This is a genomic window from Bittarella massiliensis (ex Durand et al. 2017) (assembly GCF_001486165.1).
In the GTDB taxonomy this organism is placed as follows: Bacteria; Bacillota; Clostridia; order Oscillospirales; family Ruminococcaceae; genus Bittarella; species Bittarella massiliensis.
This window is the reverse complement of the sequence record NZ_LN908975.1, coordinates 398,117-414,036: the sequence shown is the minus strand read 5'-3', so window position 1 is coordinate 414,036 and position 15,920 is coordinate 398,117. Positions and strand designations below refer to the sequence as shown.

The window sequence follows — 15,920 nt, the reverse complement described above, 5'->3', positions numbered from 1 at the left end:
CAATGCAATACGTCCTGCTGGGGCTTGTCGCCCTGATCCTGATCATCCTGGTCGCCAACATCCGGGTGGTGCCCCAGGCCAACGCCTATGTCGTCGAGCGCATCGGCGCCTACCGGGAGACCTGGGCCACCGGCCTGCACTTCAAGATCCCCTTTGTGGACCGGGTCGCCAAGAGGGTTTCCCTGAAAGAGAAGGTGGTGGACTTTGCCCCCCAGGCGGTCATCACCAAGGACAACGTCACCATGCAGATCGACACGGTGGTCTTCTTTCAGGTCACCGACCCCAAGCTGTTCACCTACGGCGTCGACAACCCCATGGCCGCCATCGAGTTTTTGACCGCCACCACCCTGCGCAACATCATCGGCGACCTGGAATTGGACAACACCCTCACCTCCCGCGACGTCATCAACACCCGCATCACCACCATCCTCGACGAGGCCACCGACAAGTGGGGCATCAAGGTCAACCGGGTGGAAGTCAAGAACATCGTGCCCCCGGCCGAGATCCAGGATGCCATGGAGAAACAGATGAAGGCCGAGCGCCAGCGCCGCGAGTCCATCCTGCGGGCCGAGGGCGAGAAGCGCAGCCAGATCCTGGTGGCCGAGGGCGAGAAGGAGTCGGCCATCCTGCGGGCCGAGGCGGTCAAGGAGCAGAAGATCCACGAGGCCGAGGGCGAGGCCGAAGCCATCCTGATGGTGCAGCGGGCCTATGCGGACAGTCTGCGCCTGCTCAACGACGCCAATCCCGGCGACAAGGTCATTGCCCTCAAGAGTCTGGAGGCCTTTGAAAAGGTGGCCGACGGGCGGGCCACCAAGATCATCATCCCCTCCGAGATCCAGTCCATGGCCGGGCTAGCCGCCTCCCTGAAAGAGCTGGTCATCGACGGCGGGGAGCAGCAGGCCCAATGAGCCGCTGTATCCTGCTGGCCGACGCCACCCGCGGCTGCCACAGCGAGGAGGACGCCCACTTCTTCATCCGCGCCGCCGCCGAGGCGGGGGTCAACGGCATGCTCCTCCCCTTTGCCGTCGCCGGGCCCCACTATACCCAGTTAAAAGAGGAGGCAAACGCCCTGGGCATCCTCCTGCTGGTCCTCCCCGAGAAAGCCGAGCACGCCCAGCGCCTGGCAGAGCTGGGCATGCCCCTCTGGCAGCTGGGGAGGGCCGCCCTGGACGACACCCCGCTGCTGAAGGCGGCGGGCGCCAGCGGGGCCCCCGTCCTCCTCTGCGCCGAGGACGCCCCCACCGACCTGCTCCGCCAGGCCCTGGTCGCCCTGCACGGCGCCGGCAGTGGCCCGGTCACCCTGCTGCACGGCGCGCCCGCCTTTCCCGCCCCGCCGGAAGAGGCCAACCTGCGGGCGATGATCGTCCTCAAAGGCCGGTTTCAAGAGGGGGTCGGCTACTACGACGGCACCGGCTACGACGTGGTGCCGGTGATGGCCGCCGCCATGCGGGCCGACGTGGTGGAGTTCCCCCTGGACCGCCAGTCCGCCCAGGGGATGCGCGACCCCGACCAACTGGCTGCCGCCGTCTACACCCTCCGCCTGGCCGAACAGGCCCTGGGCAGCGGGGAGCGGTGATCCTTCCCGAAGATAGAAAGAGCTGTTTGACCGGTTCAAACAGCTCTTTTTTGCGCCCTGCCATCCCTCCGCCTCCCGGCAGCCAGCTCCCGCGACCACTTCTGTCGGGGTTGGGGGGCGGTGCAGAAGCAGGCCATTTCCGCCCCCCTTCGCCCCAACCAAAAGTACCGGCCTCCCATAGGAGGAGAGATTGCACCGTCTCCCCCAAAGTCTCAAGGAGGGGACGGCACTCGCCGTCGGCAAAGCGCCCGCTCTCCAGCAGGGACCCCAGGCCGCTACCCCTGTCGCCATCGCCAACTTGTCGGGGGGCACAGCTGTACCGCGCCCCATCCTGCCGCAGTCCTCCATCCGGCAGGATAAAGCGCCGGCAAAGCGGGTCGGCGGCGCTCCCCCGGGCAGGGCTGGGAAAGAGGACAGCCCCCCGTCCCGCGGCGGAATGCCAGACACATCCCCCTCCCCTTGGCGGAGGAAATCACGGAGCAGACGGAGTACAGCAGGGCATTTGCCAATCCCCGCTCGACGGAGCTGTCCTCCCGCTCCATCTGTCGCACCGCCTCTCCGTCCCGGAGGACCAACAGCTCGTTTAAAGTCGGGCGCCAGCCGTCCAGAAAAGGGCCCTCTCACACGCATTCGCCATCGTCCCCCTCTTTTAGCTCCCACCAATGGTCTTTGCCGGTGTAAGTCTGGGGTGGAGGAGGCCCCTCCCACAGAACCTGGGCCAACTGTTTCCACTCTCCCTCCCGCGGCAGTTCCAGCGGGACCCCCACAACTCTCATCAAAATAGAAACGCATCCGCTTCATCGGCTCCCGGCCGCTCAACCTCTCGCCGATTTAGTTAAAGTAAAAAAGCGCCAACAGCCCTTCCCGTGCGGGCAGATACTCCCAGAGAAAGAGGTAGGGGGAGTCGCAGAAGGTGCGGCTGCGCTGTCTCCCCCGTATCTCCACGCGCCCGACAGCTCGCAGGCGGCACTGATTTTGCACCAGTTCCCCCTATCTGGTCGGGGGTAAGCGCCAGCCCCTGGGGCGCGATTGTCCGGTCGCAGGCAAGAGCCTCTGCCCTTCCCTCCTCCCTCATGGCCAGCCCCGACCGCAAAACCAACTGCCGATTCGCCGCACCCCCTCCTCAGAAGCAAGTCCTAAATGTAAAAAGACGACCACCCAAAGGCAGTCGTCTTTCTCTTTCGGCAGCTCCGTCGCCGCTATTTCCTGTTTAGGTCCTTGACCGAGCCCTGCTCGATGAGCCGGGTGCGCATCACCATCTTCTGCCCCAGGTAGCTCTTCTCCGAGGCAATCTTCTCCAAAAGCATCTCGGCGGCCTTCTCCCCCATCTCGTAGGTGGGGCGGGCCACATAGGTGATTTTGGGGGTGGTGTAGTGCACCAGGTCGTTTTCGTCAAAGCCCAGCAGGGAGATGTCCTCGCCGATGGCCACCTTGGCCTCGTGCAGCACCTCGATGCAGCCCTTGCAGATGAGGTTGTTGCTGCAGAGGATGGCGGTGACCCCCGCACCGGCGCTGTTTCTCTCCAATATCTTCTGGGTGGCGCGGCGGCCGTCGGCCACGAACCAGTCGCCCACGTAGACGTTGTCCTCGTCGATGGGGATGCCGTGCTCCTCCATGCAGCTGCGAAAGCCCTGTAGCCGCCCCAAGCCGGTGGTGAACTCCAGCGGGCCGGAGATATAGGCGATCTTGCGGTGCCCCTTTTTGATCAGGTAGTCGCAGGCGCGGTGCATCCCACCCATGTTGTCGATGACCACCTCGTCAAAGTCGTCGGCCCCCAGGCCCCTGTCCACCAGCACCACCGGCTTGCGCCCGCCCAGGTAGATGCGCCCATCGGTGCAGGTGATGGCGATGATTCCGTCCACCAGGGGGCTGACCACCGAGCGGATGAGCCGCTCCTCATCGGCCACCTTGTCGTCGGTGGAGAAGACGCAGATGTTGTATCCCCGGGTCTTGCAGACCTTGTCGACCCCATAGACGATGGAGGCGTTAAAGGGGTTTTGGATCTCGGGGATGATGACGCCGATCATGTTGGTCTTGCGCTTGACCACCGACACCGCCGCGGCGTTTTGCACATAGTCGTACTCGTCGATGATCTGCTGTACCCGCTGCCGCGTTTCGGGGCTCACCCGGTCCTTTCCGTTGAGCACCCGAGAGACGGTGGACACTGCCACCCCCGCCTTCTGCGCGATGTCCTTGATGGTAATCTGTTTGGTCTCCACTCTTCACTCCACCTTTACGGGGCCAGCGCCCCTCACATTCCGCCGGCAGCCGACCCCAGGGGCCCGACAGACAATATCAAAACGTTTCGCCGCCACGAGCGCAAGCGTTTTCCATCTCTTTATAATATACTGTTGACCGCGAAGATTTGTCAATTCTTTCGCACAAATATTGTATTTTTGCCCGATTTTGCCCTTTCGCAGCCTGTATTTTTAGCGGATTGCCCTTGTCCCCCTTTCTTTTGCCTTGACTTTTTATCTAAAAAGGGCCGCGCTTCTTGGCGCATTTTCCGAATTGTGTAAACGCTTCCAACGGGTGTATAATGAAGATGTATTTCCACAAACCCGCGTTTGATTCAAATAGAAAGGTGTGTTGTGCATGCTCAGCAAAATGATCGTCGGCGACGACGGGAGGACCTACCACATCAAACTCAACGAGGAGGACGTCAAGGGCACGCAGTTTGCCATCCTGCCCGGCGATCCGGGCCGGGTGCCCAAAATCGCCGCCTTTTTGGACAACCCGCGCAAGCTGGGCGAGAACCGGGAGTACGTCTCCTACGAGGGCTTTTTGGACGGCGTAAAGGTCATCGTCTGCTCCACCGGCATCGGCGGCCCCTCCGCCGCCATCTGCATCGAGGAGCTGCACCTGTTGGGGGTGCAGAACTTCATCCGCATCGGCACCTGCGGCGGCATCGACCTCGACGTCATGGGCGGCGACGTGGTGGTGGTCACCGGCGCCATCCGCGCCGAGGGCACCTCGAAAGAGTACCTGCCCATCGAGTTCCCGGCCGTGGCCGACCTGGACATCGCCTACGCCCTGCGGGAAGGCGCCAAAAAGCTGGGCTACCGGGTGCACACCGGGGTGGTGCAGTGCAAGGACTCGTTCTACGGCCAGCACTCCCCCGACAGGATGCCCATCTCCTATGAGCTGCTCAACCGCTGGGAGGCATGGAAGCGGGCCGGCACCCTGGGCAGTGAGATGGAGTCCGCCGCCCTCTTCACCGTCTGCCAGTCCCTGGGCTGCAAGGCGGGCGCGGTGATGCACGTCGTCCAAAACCAGGAGCGGGCCGCCCTGGGGATGGAAAACCCCTACGACCACGACACCGAAAAGGCCATCAAGGCCACCATCGAGGGCATCCGCTACCTGATTGCCCACCAGTAACGAAAAAGAAGAGAGCCGGTCGCAGGTCGACCGGCCCTCTTTTTCTATCTCCCTATCCCCTCTCGTCCAGGGGAAAGAGGGCCTGCTCATAGTCCTTTACAAAGGAGCGCAGATCGGTGCGCCCCCGCCGCAAGACGGTGTGCCCCTCCCCCTCGAGGCGGGCGCGCTGCGCCTCAACGCCGCCGGGATCCTTGGGGTCGAGCTCGCCCCCGGCCTTGAGGGTGCGTCAGTAGGGGGTCTCGTCCCCCTGGCGCTGAAAACTGGCCCAGGCGGCGATGGAGACAAAGATGCCCGCCGTGATGGGGGCGGTGAAGTCGGCCCCGTTCTGGGCGGCAAAGTGCTCCCGTATGGCCCCCACCGCGATCACCCTGCCGAAGGGGACCCGCCGCATCACCCGGTCGCAGTCGATGGGCGGGGCGAAGTGCATCCTCTCCCCGCCGTATTTGGCCACCGTTTTGGGGTCGGTGACGATTTGGGTCTTGGGCATCCCCGCAGCCCTGTGCAGCATTGCGTTAAAGTCCTTTTTCCCTTCATTTTCCATCTCGTGTTCCCCCTTTGCACCCCCAGCACAGCGCATCCCTCCCCCCTCTGCAATGAGGCGGTTTGAAAATATTCTCTCTTTTTTCGACACGGCAAAAAGGAGGCGGGCAGCCGCAGCTGCCCGCCTCCTTTTGCCATTCTTTTTTTGCGGAGAAGATCCGTTTACTCCTGCGCCTGCAGGTCCTTTTCGTCCCGGGTGACCTGCTTGATCCACTTGTCGCCCCGGGTGCGGAGGTAGCCGTAAACGCCCTTGACGGCGTAGTCGCACTTGAGGATGACGAAGACCACCAGGGGGGAGAGCTTGAACCAGAAGGCCCCCGCAAAGGCGATGGGCATGGTGACCCCCCACATGATGATGGTGGTGTAGATGAGGATGTTGGTGGCGTCGCCGCTGCCCACCTGCAGCCCGGTGACATAGAGGGACTCGTAGGCAAAGGCGATCATGAAGATGGCGTTGATGACGATCATCTTGTCGGCCATGGCATAGGTCTCGGGGGCGATGTTATAGAGGGAGAGGACAAAGTTCTTGATGACCAGCAGCAGGGCGGTGGTGAACAGGCCCACTCCCATGGCCAGCACGTTGAAGGTCTTTTTCTGCAGCTTGGCCCGCTGGATGTCGCCCGAGCCGATGGTCTTGCCGATGATGACCGAAGAGGCGCCCGAGAGCCCGGCAAAGAAGACCGAGCCGATGCGGTGGAGCACCTCGGCCACCGTGTTGGCGGCGATGGTGGTGGTGCCCAGGCGGCCGAAGATGACCGAGTAGGCGGACATGCCGATGGTGAAGATCATCTCGCTGAGGAGGGAGGGGGCGGCGTAGGTCATAAAGTCCTTGAAGAGCAGCTTGTCGCGCTTGACAAAGTCGCTCAGCTTCATCCGCACCTTCTTGTTGAGGCAGAGCATGTGCACCAGCACACAGGCAAATTCGATCCCGCGGGCCAGCAGGGTGCCGATGGCCACGCCGGTGATCCCCATCTCCGGCAGGCCGAACTTGCCGAAGATGAAGCCGTAGTTGAGGAGGATGTTGACCCCGTAGGAGAGCAGGTTGATCAGCAACGGGGTGCGGGCGTTCTCGGTCGCCCGGATGGAGAGCATATAGCAGTTGCTGACGGCGAACATGGGATAGGTCAGCGCCACGATGCGCAGGTAGTCGATGCCCGCGTCAATGACCGCCTTGTCGGTGGAGAAAACGCCCATGATGGGGGCCGGGAAGGCGATGACCAGGATGGCCGTCAGCAGGGAGATGAGCACCGAGCAGCGGATGCCGATGGCGATGACCCGGCGGATGGCCTTGGTGTCCCCCTTGCCCCAGTACTGGGCAATGAGGATGGCCCCGCCCAGCGTCAGGCCGCGGAAGATGCCCGAGACGATGTTGAAGGGCTGGTCGGCAATGGCCGAGGCGGACATGGGGATCTCCCCCAGGGCGCCCAGCATGATGCTGTTGAGGGTGGTCACGCTGTACATCAGCGCCGACTGCAGCGCCAGGGGGATGGCCAGGGACAACACCGAGCCGTAAAAGCCCTGGTCCCGTTCGATCGCGATTTTTCTACTCAAATTTCTCTCCCTCTCCTATCTCTTCAAAAACTGCCCTTCCCGCCGCCGCGCGGCAAACGGGCAAAAAAAGGGCGCCGGCCCCCATTGGGAAGCGCGCGCAGGGCCCTGCCCTCGGGCCGACATTTGTAGTGTACCATATCGGTGAACATTTTCCAACGCCCGCGGCCACTCTGTTAAAAGTTTGTACACATTAGTAAAAAAACCGAAAAAATACTGTCACCCTCTCATAAAAATCACCATCTGCTCAAAAAAATCATTGTGCAAATTCACTTTCTTGCAGCAGCGCGTCAACACAGCAATGCAAAGAAGTGGGCTTTTCCGAACACCGGGGAAAAGGGCAACAAAAAAACGGCCCTGCGGCCGTCTGAAATCTTCTGCTCGGGAGGGGCCCGTTACAGGGCATGGGCCGCCGAATAGCTGCGCAGCATGCCGGTGTAGACCGGGGCGTAGAGAAGGCCCTTCAAATCGGTCGGGCGCATCAGGCTGAAATCTTTGTGAAAGCGCATGGTGCCGCTGTTTTCGAGGACATAGGCCACAAACTGCGAACAGACGAACCGGCGCTTGCACCGCTTGGCCCAGCCGATGGACATGAAAAACAGCCCGGGATAGTTGTATTTAAAGACCGACTGGTGGCGCAAAAAGAGGTCGATGATCCCCTGCGCGCGGCGGTACTGCTCCTCGCTCACCTCCAGTTGGTAGACGGTGCAGCGGGTGCCGGGCAACTCCCGGTAGACGCCGCCATCCTTCTGCTCACAGACAAAGCCGGCCTCCCAGGGGCGCTCCTTGATGCTGTTGCGGCCAAAGGAGTAGAGGCGGTCCAAGCTGGCGTCCATGGCGATGGAGACGTGGGTGTACTCCCCCCGGGTGACCATCTTCAGCACCTTGGAAAAGCGGGTGCCGGTGTGGGTGAACACCAAATAGATGTGGCGTCTGCCCGCCGGCGCTTGGCCGGACGGCAGGGTCGGGCGGGCAGGATAGGCGACAGCCGGAACGAGATCGACAGACATGGGCATCCCTCTCATACGTTTTAAAATTGCAGCTTGCTCTAAAATACCAGAAACCGCCCCCCTCTGGCAAGGGGAAAAATGTGTTTTTCACACAAATTTCAGAGACCCTGCGCCGCCTCCTACCCCCGCAGCGCGGCCAACCGGCGGCGGATGGCCGCCAGCGCCTCCTCGGGGGTGCGGCAGTCCATCACCGAGTTTTCGATGGGGCACTGGCCGGTTTTGTCCCGATTTTCGATGAAGGGGACCTCGGTCTCGCAGTCCAGCCGCATCCCCAGCTCGGCGGCCAGGTCCAGGGCGGGGCGGCTGGCCACAAAGGCGTAGCAGTCCCTCGCGCCGCAGAGGTAGGCCACAAAGACCGCCGCCTTGCCAAAGACCCGGTCGCAGATGCAGAGGCCGCCCTCGCCGCCCAGCTTGGCCTCGTAGAGGTCCAGTAGGGGGGCGATCCCGTTTTTGTGGGAGGAGAAGAGCACCCCTTCCCCCTTCCCGGCCACGCACTTGTAGCCGCGGTCGATCATCTCCTGTTTGAGTGTCTGTAATATGGTATTCATCCTGCCGCCCGCCTTTCTTTCAACTTTCTTGCAATCGGTGTAAACCGGCCGTACCGTTTTATTGTAATACAACCGCTCCCCCCTTTCAACCGGCAGTTTTACCCGCGCAAAAGGGGGATAGTCTCCCGCTGAAAAAAGGAGTATAATGGAGACAAAGACAAGCCGCCGGCCCTGCCGACGCGCGAATAGAGGGGGACGCCGATCGTGAACCGCAACATCTACGAGCAGTACATCGCCATTTTAGAGGGGGAACTGGTACCCGCCCTGGGCTGCACCGAGCCCATTGCCATCGCCCTGGCCGCCGCCAAGGCCCGCCAGGTGCTGGGGGAGGAGCCCCAGAAGATGGTGGTCTCCTGCAGCGGCAACATCATCAAAAACGTCAAGGGGGTGGTGGTCCCCAATTCCGGCGGCCTCAAGGGGATCGACACCAGCGCCGTGCTGGGCGCGGTGGGGGGCGACCCCGAGCGGGGGCTGGAGGTGCTGACCGCCGTCACCCCTGCCGACCTGCAGCGGGCCAGAGAGCTGCTGGACGCCGGCATCTGCGAGACCGAGCTGCTGGAGGGGGTCTCCAACCTGCAGATCATCGTCGAGGCCACCGCGGGGGAGCACACCTCGGTGGTGGAGATCTGCTATTCCCACACCAACATCGTCCGGGTCGAGCGCGACGGCGAGGTGCTGGTGGGCGGCGCCGACACCCCGGTGGAAGACCACCTGAGCGAGGCCTACGAACTGCTGGACCTGGCCGACATCTACACCTTTGCCGAGACGGTGGACCTGGACGACGTGCGCAAGGTGATCTCCCGCCAGATCGAGTACAACTACGCCATCGCCAAAGAGGGGCTCTCCCACCCCTACGGCGCCCAGGTGGGGCGCACCCTGCTCAGCGAGTACGGCGACGACGTCAAGATCCGGGCCCGCGCCTGGGCTGCCGCCGGCAGCGACGCGCGGATGAGCGGTTGCGCCCTTCCGGTGGTCACCAACTCCGGCAGCGGCAACCAGGGGATGACCGTCTGCCTGCCGGTGCTGGCCTATGCCCAGGAGCTGGGCGTCAGCGAGGAAAAGGCCTACCGGGCCCTGGTCCTCTCCAACCTGATCGCCATCTACCAGAAAAAGGGGCTGGGCAAACTCAGCGCCTACTGCGGGGCGGTCTCTGCCGCGGCCGCCTCCGGAGCCGCCATCACCTACCTCTGCGGCGGCGATTTCGAGGCCATCTGCCGCACGGTGGTCAACACCTTGGCCGACGTGTCGGGGGTAGTCTGCGACGGGGCCAAACCCTCCTGTGCGGCCAAGATCGCCTCGGCGGTGGACGCGGCCATCCTCAGCCACTGCATGTCCCTGCAAAACCGCACCTTTGGCGCCGGAGAGGGGCTGGTGATGAGCACTCCGGAGGAGACGGTGCAGGCCATCGGCCGGATGGGCCGGGTGGGGATGAAATCCACCGACGTGGAGATCCTCAACATCATGATCGGCAAATAGGGGGATCCTCCCCCACCGTGTAAGAGAGCGGCGCGCCCCTGCGTGGGGACGCGCCGCTCTCTCGCTGTCAAAATCCGCTCTTCAGGGGGTTTTCTCCTTTCGCGGCCTCCCCTTGGGGCGAAGCACCTCTCCAGCCGCCAGCCGCGCCTGCTTGCGGTTGTACCGGGTCACCCACCAGCGGATCTGGTCCAGGTCCAGGCCGAAAAAGTCGGCGATCTCCTGCCGGGTCATCCCCTCCTTGCGCATGGCGATGATCTCGGGCTCGATCGCCTCTAAATTGGCGTTCTTTCTCTTTCTCATCGGCTCTCCCCCCGTTTGGTTCTATTTTCCTATATTGGGGAGGGCTTGTCCATTGGCTGTTTCAACGGCTCTGCCCACCTTTGTTCGCACAAATTCGACAAAAATCGCCAAAATTCGATGGAGAGGTATCCATTTCCCTTTCCCCATCAACTCCTCCTCCCGCTCTCCCAGGGGCGGGGGTGTTCCCTCTCCTCCGCCGGTATAACAGCGTCAGAAAGGAGGACTTTTCGCAAAATTCGAGTTGCAGCGCCTCTTTCTGCTCCTCTCACCGGCCCCACCACCGCGCATTTCCCCTCTTTCGCCATTTGGCAGGCGGGTCCTTCAGCCATGCGGTGGGGACGGCAGGGACAGCAGTCCGTTTTTTGTGGGCCGGCATCGCGGTGAAAAAGGACCTATGCGCCCGTTTTTAAAAGGGCAAAATTCTCCGGGCAAGTCGTTTCGCAGCGCTCCAACGACCTGCATCCCCTCTGTCCACCTCGCGTCTCTGGCAGCGCCCCGGCTCCCTTCCCCAGGAGCTGCTCTCTGGCCGCGGCGACAAGGAGCAAAATCAAACCCACCCTCGCCCCCGCCCGAGCCGCTGAACCGTCAGCGCTCGATTCGCCGACCAACTCGTACCCGGCCAAACACCTCGCACCCGAGCTGCCAAACACTTCACTCCCGAGCTGTCGAGCACTTCCCTTCCAGTCCATCCAGTGTTTTGTACCCGAACCGCCCAAACGCCCCACACGGTTCGCCAAACACCCCACACCCCATTCACCGAGTACCCCGCACTCGAGTCATCAAACGCCCCGCACCCGATTCGTCAAGCGGCCTGCACCCGCGTCGCCAAATGCCCCGCGCCCCCATCCGCCAAACACCTTCCCCTCCAGCTCCCCCTTCCAAAAAGGCCGCCGCGCCGTACACTGTGGCGACCTTTTTTCTCTTGGAAAGCATAAAATAATTTTCTTTTAGTAAAATATACTTGACTTTATGTCCGGTAAGTTATATATTGGTGGCAGAGAAAAGAGGTGAGCAGATGGGAAAAAACGTGAAGCTCAAGGCGGCACGCGCCATGCTGGGGCTGTCGCAAAAGGACCTGGCGGAAAAGGTGGGGGTCACCCGGCAGACCATCGTCGCCATTGAAAAGGGGGACTACAACCCCACCATCAACCTCTGCCGCGCCATCTGCCGGGCGCTGGGGCAGACATTGGACCAACTGTTTTGGGAGGAAGGACAATGAGCAAAATATTTCTCTGTGAAGGGCAGTACGACGAGCGGCAGCTGCGGGAGCGGGACCGCATCGGCATGCAGACGCTGATCGCCGTCTTTCTCGCCGTGCTGGCCGACGGCCTGGTGCGGGAGGCGGGCCTTGACTGGACCAGCCCCCAGCACTCCGCCTTTTTGATCGTGGTGGGGGGCCAGTCCCTCTTCGGCTGTCTCTGCGCCCTGCGCCAGGTGCTGCCCAGGCACCCCGGCTACCACCGCCTGTTTTACTATGTCATCCCCGTCTTTGTGCTGGTGGCGCTGGTCTATTTCACCTGCGACGCCGTCTGGGGCAACTTCACCCTCACCGAAAACGGCCAGCTCGACGGCGGCGCCACCCTGTTGATGGTCCTGTTTTTGGGGGTGCAGGCCCTGATTTACCGCATCCAGTGGAAGCGGGCCCAGGCCGAAGAAGAGGGGGGAGAGCAGTGAACGGGCGGGAGTACGACGAGTACCAGCTGCAACAGCGGCAAAAAATCGCCATGCAGACCCTCCTCTTGACCCTCGTTCTCATCCTGGCCGACGGCATCGTCCGCACCGGCTGGGGCGAGTGGGCCGAACCGATGATGGAGGCCCTCCTCCTCATCGTGCTGCCGGCCCTCTACTTCCTCACCCTGGCCATCTGCAAAAACGCCTATTTCGGGCGCAGCGGCAGCTGGCTCTCCTGGGTCTATCTGGCCCTCGGCGCCCTTTTTGGGGGGGAATTTCTCTTCTCCTGGGCCGCCGGACGGGTCGCCTTTGTCAAAGACGGCCTCCTCTCCATCTCGATCCAGCCGCTGGTGATGGGGGTCTTCTTCTGCTACATCGCCGGGCTCAGTCTCATCCGGCGGGGGATCGAGCGGCGGCGGGAACAGGGGGAGAAGTGAGAGCCCCTCTCCCCCAAACAACAAATCCGGGGCGGGAAACAGCCGTTGTTTCCCGCCCCGGACTTTCTTTTCGCCCTACTCGGGCCACGCCACCGCCTTTAGCCGCAGCCCGCGAAAGGCGGCGTACCGCTCCAACCAGGCGACGGCCGCCTCCCTCTCCCCGGGGGAGAGGGGCGACCCCATCAGCCGGACCGACCAATTCCTGCCCGAGGTCTTGCCCCGCCACCAGCCCACGGCAATGCCATCCCGCAGCAGCGCCCCGGGGTTGCCCACCGTCTTCCAGAGCTGTCCTGCCAGCCCCTCTTCACAGAGCCAGCGGCGCCCCCCGTAGAGGTAGGGGTCATAGGGGGGCAGCAGCTGCACCCCCCGCGGGGTGGAGGGGCAGTCCCCCTCCGCCAGGGCCAGGGCCGGGCGTCCCAAAAAGGCGACCGGCTCCCCCACCTCTTCGGCCAGGGCCCAAAGCCGCCTGCCCTGCCGGGGGCAGCAGCCCAAAAAGGTGGCAAACTCCCCCTCGGTGGCCGGGCCGTAGAGGGCGAGAAAGCGGCGCGCCAACTCCCGCTGGCCCGGCGCGCCCAAGAGGGCGGGGTCGGCGGGGGCCAGCCGCTCCCGCCCCCAGTCCCCCGGCCAGAAGAGGGGGGAGCGCCCCTGGCGGGGGCCCAGCACCAGGTGCCCCTGCAGGGCGCAGGCCCGCAGCAAAAAGGAGACCGCCGCCTCCCCCAGCCGCTGGTCCGGCCCGTAGAGGGAGGGGCCCTCCCACCCCTCCCTCACCCCTGCGGGCAGGCGGGGGGCGATCCGGTCCGCCAGCTGCCGGTCCAGTTCGGCCTTGCCGGTCACCGGGGCGGGCAGCTCCTCCGCCGCCTGGCAGAGCAGGGGCAACAGCTGGTCTGCCCCCAGCCCCAGCCGCGCGGCCACCGGGGCAAAGCCAGGGTAGGCGTAGATCCACTCCTCCCCCTCCTGGGCGCAGAGCGCGCCGAGAAAGAGACCCCGCTGGGACGCGGGGAAAAGGTAGGGCGCGCCGCGAAAACTCCAGCAGCGGCAGAGCGCGCCGGAGGCCACCGCCTCCTCCACCCAGCCGGGGGCCAGATCCCCCACCCGGCAGAAGAGGGCGGCCTCCCCCATCCCCGGCGGACTGTCCTGCACCCCCAGGGGGAGGGCCTGCTCCACCGCCCCCTGCCCGCAAAGCGGCGCAGTCAGGTGGTGGGCGGCCAGCCGCCGGGCCACCGCCTCCGCCCGGGTGATCTCCCTCATCTCCCCGCCCCCTTCCCCCGCCGCAGGGCGCACAGCCGCGCCTTCTCCTCCGGCGCCACCAGGTAGGAATCGCGCAGCTTGGAGAGGGTTTTGTTGTGGGTAAAGTCGTCCAGCCGCCCCTCGGCGAGCAGGGCTTCCACCAGCGCGGGGAAGCGGGGCCAGGCGGTGCAGAGGAGCCAGGCCCGGGCCATGTCCACATAGTATTCCCCCGCGGGGGCCGCGGCCGCCAGCTCCACCGCCAGCGGGGCCCAGTCCCCCCACAGCAGGTAGGTCATGGCCAGCACCAGCCCCACCCGCTTCTCCCAGGGGGCGCTCCCGCTCTGCACCAGCCTCTGGCAGAGGGACCAGGTGTACGCCGGCTGGCCGGCCAACCCCTTGCAGGCGGTGCAGAAGCTGTCGCAGAGGGACCAGTTGTGCACCCGGGGGATGTACCCCTCCACCGCCGGGACCCCCTCGGGCCAGGGCAGGGAGGAGGCGCGGCCCGCCACCAGGGCGGCCACCATCCCCTCCTCGTGGCTGTCGTCTCGGGAGAGGGCGAGAAACCCCTGCCAGTCCCCCCGCGCGATGGCGCGGGCACAGGCCTGCAGCACCGGCATCCGCACCCCCAGCAGGGGGCACTGGGGGTCGTTCACGATGCGGGCGTTAAAGGCCTGGTAGCCAGGTTCGGCCCGCTCCCGCAGGTAGGCCACAAAGGCCCGGTAGTCCCGGGGTTGCCAGCGATTTAGCGCAAAGGGCGGTCTCTCCACAAAGGGCCCCTCCTCTCTCATTTTCCCCATTATCCCCCGGCAAGCAGCCTTTGTCAACGCAGCCGGGGCAGGCGGTGGGCGGGGCACCGGTTTCGCCCCCGTCTGCCGCTCGCGCCGAAAAAAGGGTACAAAAAAGAGAGCCGGGGGCCGAAAAACTCCGGCCGCCCGGCTCTCGCCGCGCAGAGGCGCTCGCTCTTTCTATTTGCCTTCCAGCACCTGGGCCATCCGCTCCATGCACTCCTTGACGATGGAGCGGGGGCAGGCCACGTTGATGCGCTCAAAGCCGATGCCCTCTTCGCCGAACATGTATCCCTCGTCCAGGGCGACCTTGGCCCGGCGGAGCATCATCTCCTCCAGCTCCTCCTTGTCCTTGCAGTACTCCCGCAGGTCCAGCCAGACCAGGTAGGTGCCCTCGCAGTCGACCATGGTGGCCTTGGGCAGCCGCTCGGCCACAAACTCTTTGCAGAAGGCGATGTTGCCGTCGATGTAGGCGTTGACCTGGTTGAGCCAGTCCTCGCTCTCGTTGTAGGCGGCGATCATGGCGGTGATGCCGAAGGGGTTGGCAAAGCCCACCGAGTTCTTGTCGCCGATGGTGTGCAGCCACTTCTCCTGGTAGTCGGGGTTTTCGATGACGATGTTGGACAGCTGCATCCCCGCCAGGTTGAAGGTCTTGCTGGGGGCGGTGCAGACGATGATCCGGTCCTTGTACTCGGGGCAGGCCTTGAGCAGGGGGATGTGGGTGACCCCCTCCCGCACCAAATCGAAGTGGATCTCGTCGGAGATGATCCACTTGTCGTACTTCTTGGCGATCTCCACCACCTTTTTCAGCTCGTCCAGGGTCCAGACCCGGCCCACCGGGTTGTGGGGGCTGCAGAGGATCATCCCCTTGACGCCGGGGTCGGCCAGCTTTTTGTCCAGGTCCTCATAGTCCATGGTGTAGCGGCCGTCCTGGTAAATCAGGGGGTTGTTGACCACCTTGCGGCCGTTGCCGAGGATGCTGTTGGTGAAGGGGTAGTAGACCGGGCGCTGGATGACGATGCCGTCCCCCTCCTCCGACAGGGCCTGGATCAGGTAGCAGATGGCGGGCACCACGCCGGGGGAGAAGAAGATGTCCTCGGCCTTGACGTCCCACCCGTGGCGGCGCTTGTACCAGCCGGTGACTGCCTCTTTATAGGTGGGGTTGTTGTACACGGTGTAGCCGAAGATCTTGCGGTCGATGCGCTTGTGCAGCGCGTCGATGATGGGGTCGGCGCAGGGGAAGTCCATGTCCGCCACCCAGAGGGGGAGGGCGGACTGGTCGTCGCCGGGCATAAACTCCCACTTGGAGCTAAAGGTGCCCTTGCGGTCAACGAGCTGGTCCAGATCGTACTGTCTCATCGCACACGTCTCCTTTTTTGGCCGCCGGGCCGGACCCGCCCCCATCCCGAGTGGGAAGGGGCCCG

At 64.0% G+C, this 15,920-nt stretch carries 15 protein-coding genes and 1 pseudogene; 7 read left to right on the top strand and 9 right to left on the bottom strand.

All coding sequences use genetic code 11. The features are described 5' to 3' along the window. Positions 1–2: 2 nt before the first annotated feature. Both BN3266_RS02305 and BN3266_RS02300 read left to right on the top strand, forming a co-directional pair. Positions 3–908, top strand: coding sequence for an SPFH domain-containing protein (locus BN3266_RS02305; protein WP_021657974.1), 906 nt, complete (start codon positions 3–5; stop codon positions 906–908). Next, on the top strand, positions 905–1,576 hold the full coding sequence (locus tag BN3266_RS02300; RefSeq protein WP_059003451.1) for an N-acetylneuraminate synthase family protein: 672 nt from the start codon (positions 905–907) through the stop codon (positions 1,574–1,576). Before BN3266_RS02305 ends, BN3266_RS02300 begins: the two co-directional genes overlap by 4 nt. A 1,199-nt stretch (positions 1,577–2,775) precedes the next feature. Here the strand turns inward: BN3266_RS02300 and BN3266_RS02295 are convergent. Then, positions 2,776–3,795: a LacI family DNA-binding transcriptional regulator gene (locus BN3266_RS02295; protein ID WP_021657969.1), complete on the bottom strand. Its 1,020-nt coding sequence runs from the start codon at positions 3,793–3,795 to the stop codon at positions 2,776–2,778. A gap of 376 nt (positions 3,796–4,171) precedes the next feature. Between BN3266_RS02295 and udp the strand changes: the two genes are divergently transcribed. Continuing rightward, positions 4,172–4,954: a uridine phosphorylase gene (gene udp / locus BN3266_RS02290; protein ID WP_021657967.1), complete on the top strand. Its 783-nt coding sequence runs from the start codon at positions 4,172–4,174 to the stop codon at positions 4,952–4,954. A 52-nt stretch (positions 4,955–5,006) separates the two neighbouring features. Here udp and BN3266_RS02285 read toward each other — a convergent pair. The 4 genes and pseudogenes from BN3266_RS02285 to BN3266_RS02270 form a co-directional block, all read right to left on the bottom strand. Continuing rightward, positions 5,007–5,495 (bottom strand): annotated as a pseudogene (locus BN3266_RS02285) (methylated DNA-protein cysteine methyltransferase). Between the two features lie 161 nt (positions 5,496–5,656). Beyond that, positions 5,657–7,045, bottom strand: a complete 1,389-nt coding sequence (locus BN3266_RS02280) for an MATE family efflux transporter (protein WP_021657965.1) — start codon at positions 7,043–7,045, stop codon at positions 5,657–5,659. Between the two features lie 392 nt (positions 7,046–7,437). Further along, positions 7,438–8,052: a hypothetical protein gene (locus BN3266_RS02275; RefSeq protein WP_154668938.1), complete on the bottom strand. Its 615-nt coding sequence runs from the start codon at positions 8,050–8,052 to the stop codon at positions 7,438–7,440. Between the two features lie 119 nt (positions 8,053–8,171). Continuing rightward, complete coding sequence (locus tag BN3266_RS02270) at positions 8,172–8,600, bottom strand: DUF1893 domain-containing protein (RefSeq protein ID WP_059003447.1); 429 nt, start codon at positions 8,598–8,600, stop codon at positions 8,172–8,174. A gap of 204 nt (positions 8,601–8,804) precedes the next feature. Between BN3266_RS02270 and BN3266_RS02265 the strand changes: the two genes are divergently transcribed. Next, positions 8,805–10,076, top strand: a complete 1,272-nt coding sequence (locus BN3266_RS02265; protein ID WP_059003446.1) for an L-cysteine desulfidase family protein — start codon at positions 8,805–8,807, stop codon at positions 10,074–10,076. 81 nt (positions 10,077–10,157) lie between these two features. Here BN3266_RS02265 and BN3266_RS02260 read toward each other — a convergent pair whose 3' ends face one another. Next, positions 10,158–10,376, bottom strand: coding sequence for a helix-turn-helix domain-containing protein (locus BN3266_RS02260; protein WP_021657959.1), 219 nt, complete (start codon positions 10,374–10,376; stop codon positions 10,158–10,160). A 1,015-nt stretch (positions 10,377–11,391) separates the two neighbouring features. Here BN3266_RS02260 and BN3266_RS02255 point away from each other — a divergent pair. From BN3266_RS02255 to BN3266_RS02245, 3 genes are read left to right on the top strand one after another with little or no spacing between them, the layout of a single operon-like run. Next, on the top strand, positions 11,392–11,595 hold the full coding sequence (locus BN3266_RS02255; RefSeq protein ID WP_021657956.1) for a helix-turn-helix transcriptional regulator: 204 nt from the start codon (positions 11,392–11,394) through the stop codon (positions 11,593–11,595). Next, the gene (locus BN3266_RS02250) at positions 11,592–12,050 is read left to right on the top strand and encodes a hypothetical protein (protein ID WP_059003443.1); all 459 of its coding nucleotides are present in this window, start codon (positions 11,592–11,594) and stop codon (positions 12,048–12,050) included. The genes BN3266_RS02255 and BN3266_RS02250 overlap by 4 nt, the downstream gene beginning before the upstream one ends. After that, positions 12,047–12,484 carry a hypothetical protein gene (locus tag BN3266_RS02245; RefSeq protein ID WP_059003441.1) on the top strand — a complete coding sequence of 146 codons (438 nt, stop codon included), beginning with the start codon at positions 12,047–12,049 and terminating at the stop codon, positions 12,482–12,484. The genes BN3266_RS02250 and BN3266_RS02245 overlap by 4 nt, the downstream gene beginning before the upstream one ends. Before the next feature lie 75 nt (positions 12,485–12,559). Here the strand turns inward: BN3266_RS02245 and BN3266_RS02240 are convergent, their stop codons facing one another. The 3 genes from BN3266_RS02240 to BN3266_RS02230 all read right to left on the bottom strand — a co-directional run bounded on the left by BN3266_RS02240 (position 12,560) and on the right by BN3266_RS02230 (position 15,855). Further along, the gene (locus BN3266_RS02240) at positions 12,560–13,732 is read right to left on the bottom strand and encodes a DNA glycosylase AlkZ-like family protein (protein WP_154668937.1); all 1,173 of its coding nucleotides are present in this window, start codon (positions 13,730–13,732) and stop codon (positions 12,560–12,562) included. After that, positions 13,729–14,478 (bottom strand): DNA alkylation repair protein, encoded by a 750-nt coding sequence (locus tag BN3266_RS02235; RefSeq protein WP_195891595.1) that lies wholly within the window; start codon positions 14,476–14,478, stop codon positions 13,729–13,731. The genes BN3266_RS02240 and BN3266_RS02235 overlap by 4 nt, the downstream gene beginning before the upstream one ends. A 198-nt stretch (positions 14,479–14,676) precedes the next feature. Next, positions 14,677–15,855, bottom strand: coding sequence for a MalY/PatB family protein (locus BN3266_RS02230; RefSeq protein WP_059003435.1), 1,179 nt, complete (start codon positions 15,853–15,855; stop codon positions 14,677–14,679). Positions 15,856–15,920 lie beyond the last annotated feature (65 nt).

Bases quoted from the DNA above. Each gene is read 5' to 3' on its own strand.
- BN3266_RS02230 (WP_059003435.1), bottom strand. From the start codon at position 15,855: ATGAGACAGTACGATCTGGACCAGCTCGTTGACCGCAAGGGCACCTTT.
- BN3266_RS02305 (WP_021657974.1), top strand. From the start codon at position 3: ATGCAATACGTCCTGCTGGGGCTTGTCGCCCTGATCCTGATCATCCTG.
- BN3266_RS02270 (WP_059003447.1), bottom strand. From the start codon at position 8,600: ATGAATACCATATTACAGACACTCAAACAGGAGATGATCGACCGCGGC.
- udp (WP_021657967.1), top strand. From the start codon at position 4,172: ATGCTCAGCAAAATGATCGTCGGCGACGACGGGAGGACCTACCACATC.
- BN3266_RS02240 (WP_154668937.1), bottom strand. From the start codon at position 13,732: ATGAGGGAGATCACCCGGGCGGAGGCGGTGGCCCGGCGGCTGGCCGCC.
- BN3266_RS02260 (WP_021657959.1), bottom strand. From the start codon at position 10,376: ATGAGAAAGAGAAAGAACGCCAATTTAGAGGCGATCGAGCCCGAGATC.
- BN3266_RS02250 (WP_059003443.1), top strand. From the start codon at position 11,592: ATGAGCAAAATATTTCTCTGTGAAGGGCAGTACGACGAGCGGCAGCTG.
- BN3266_RS02255 (WP_021657956.1), top strand. From the start codon at position 11,392: ATGGGAAAAAACGTGAAGCTCAAGGCGGCACGCGCCATGCTGGGGCTG.
- BN3266_RS02275 (WP_154668938.1), bottom strand. From the start codon at position 8,052: ATGTCTGTCGATCTCGTTCCGGCTGTCGCCTATCCTGCCCGCCCGACC.
- BN3266_RS02300 (WP_059003451.1), top strand. From the start codon at position 905: ATGAGCCGCTGTATCCTGCTGGCCGACGCCACCCGCGGCTGCCACAGC.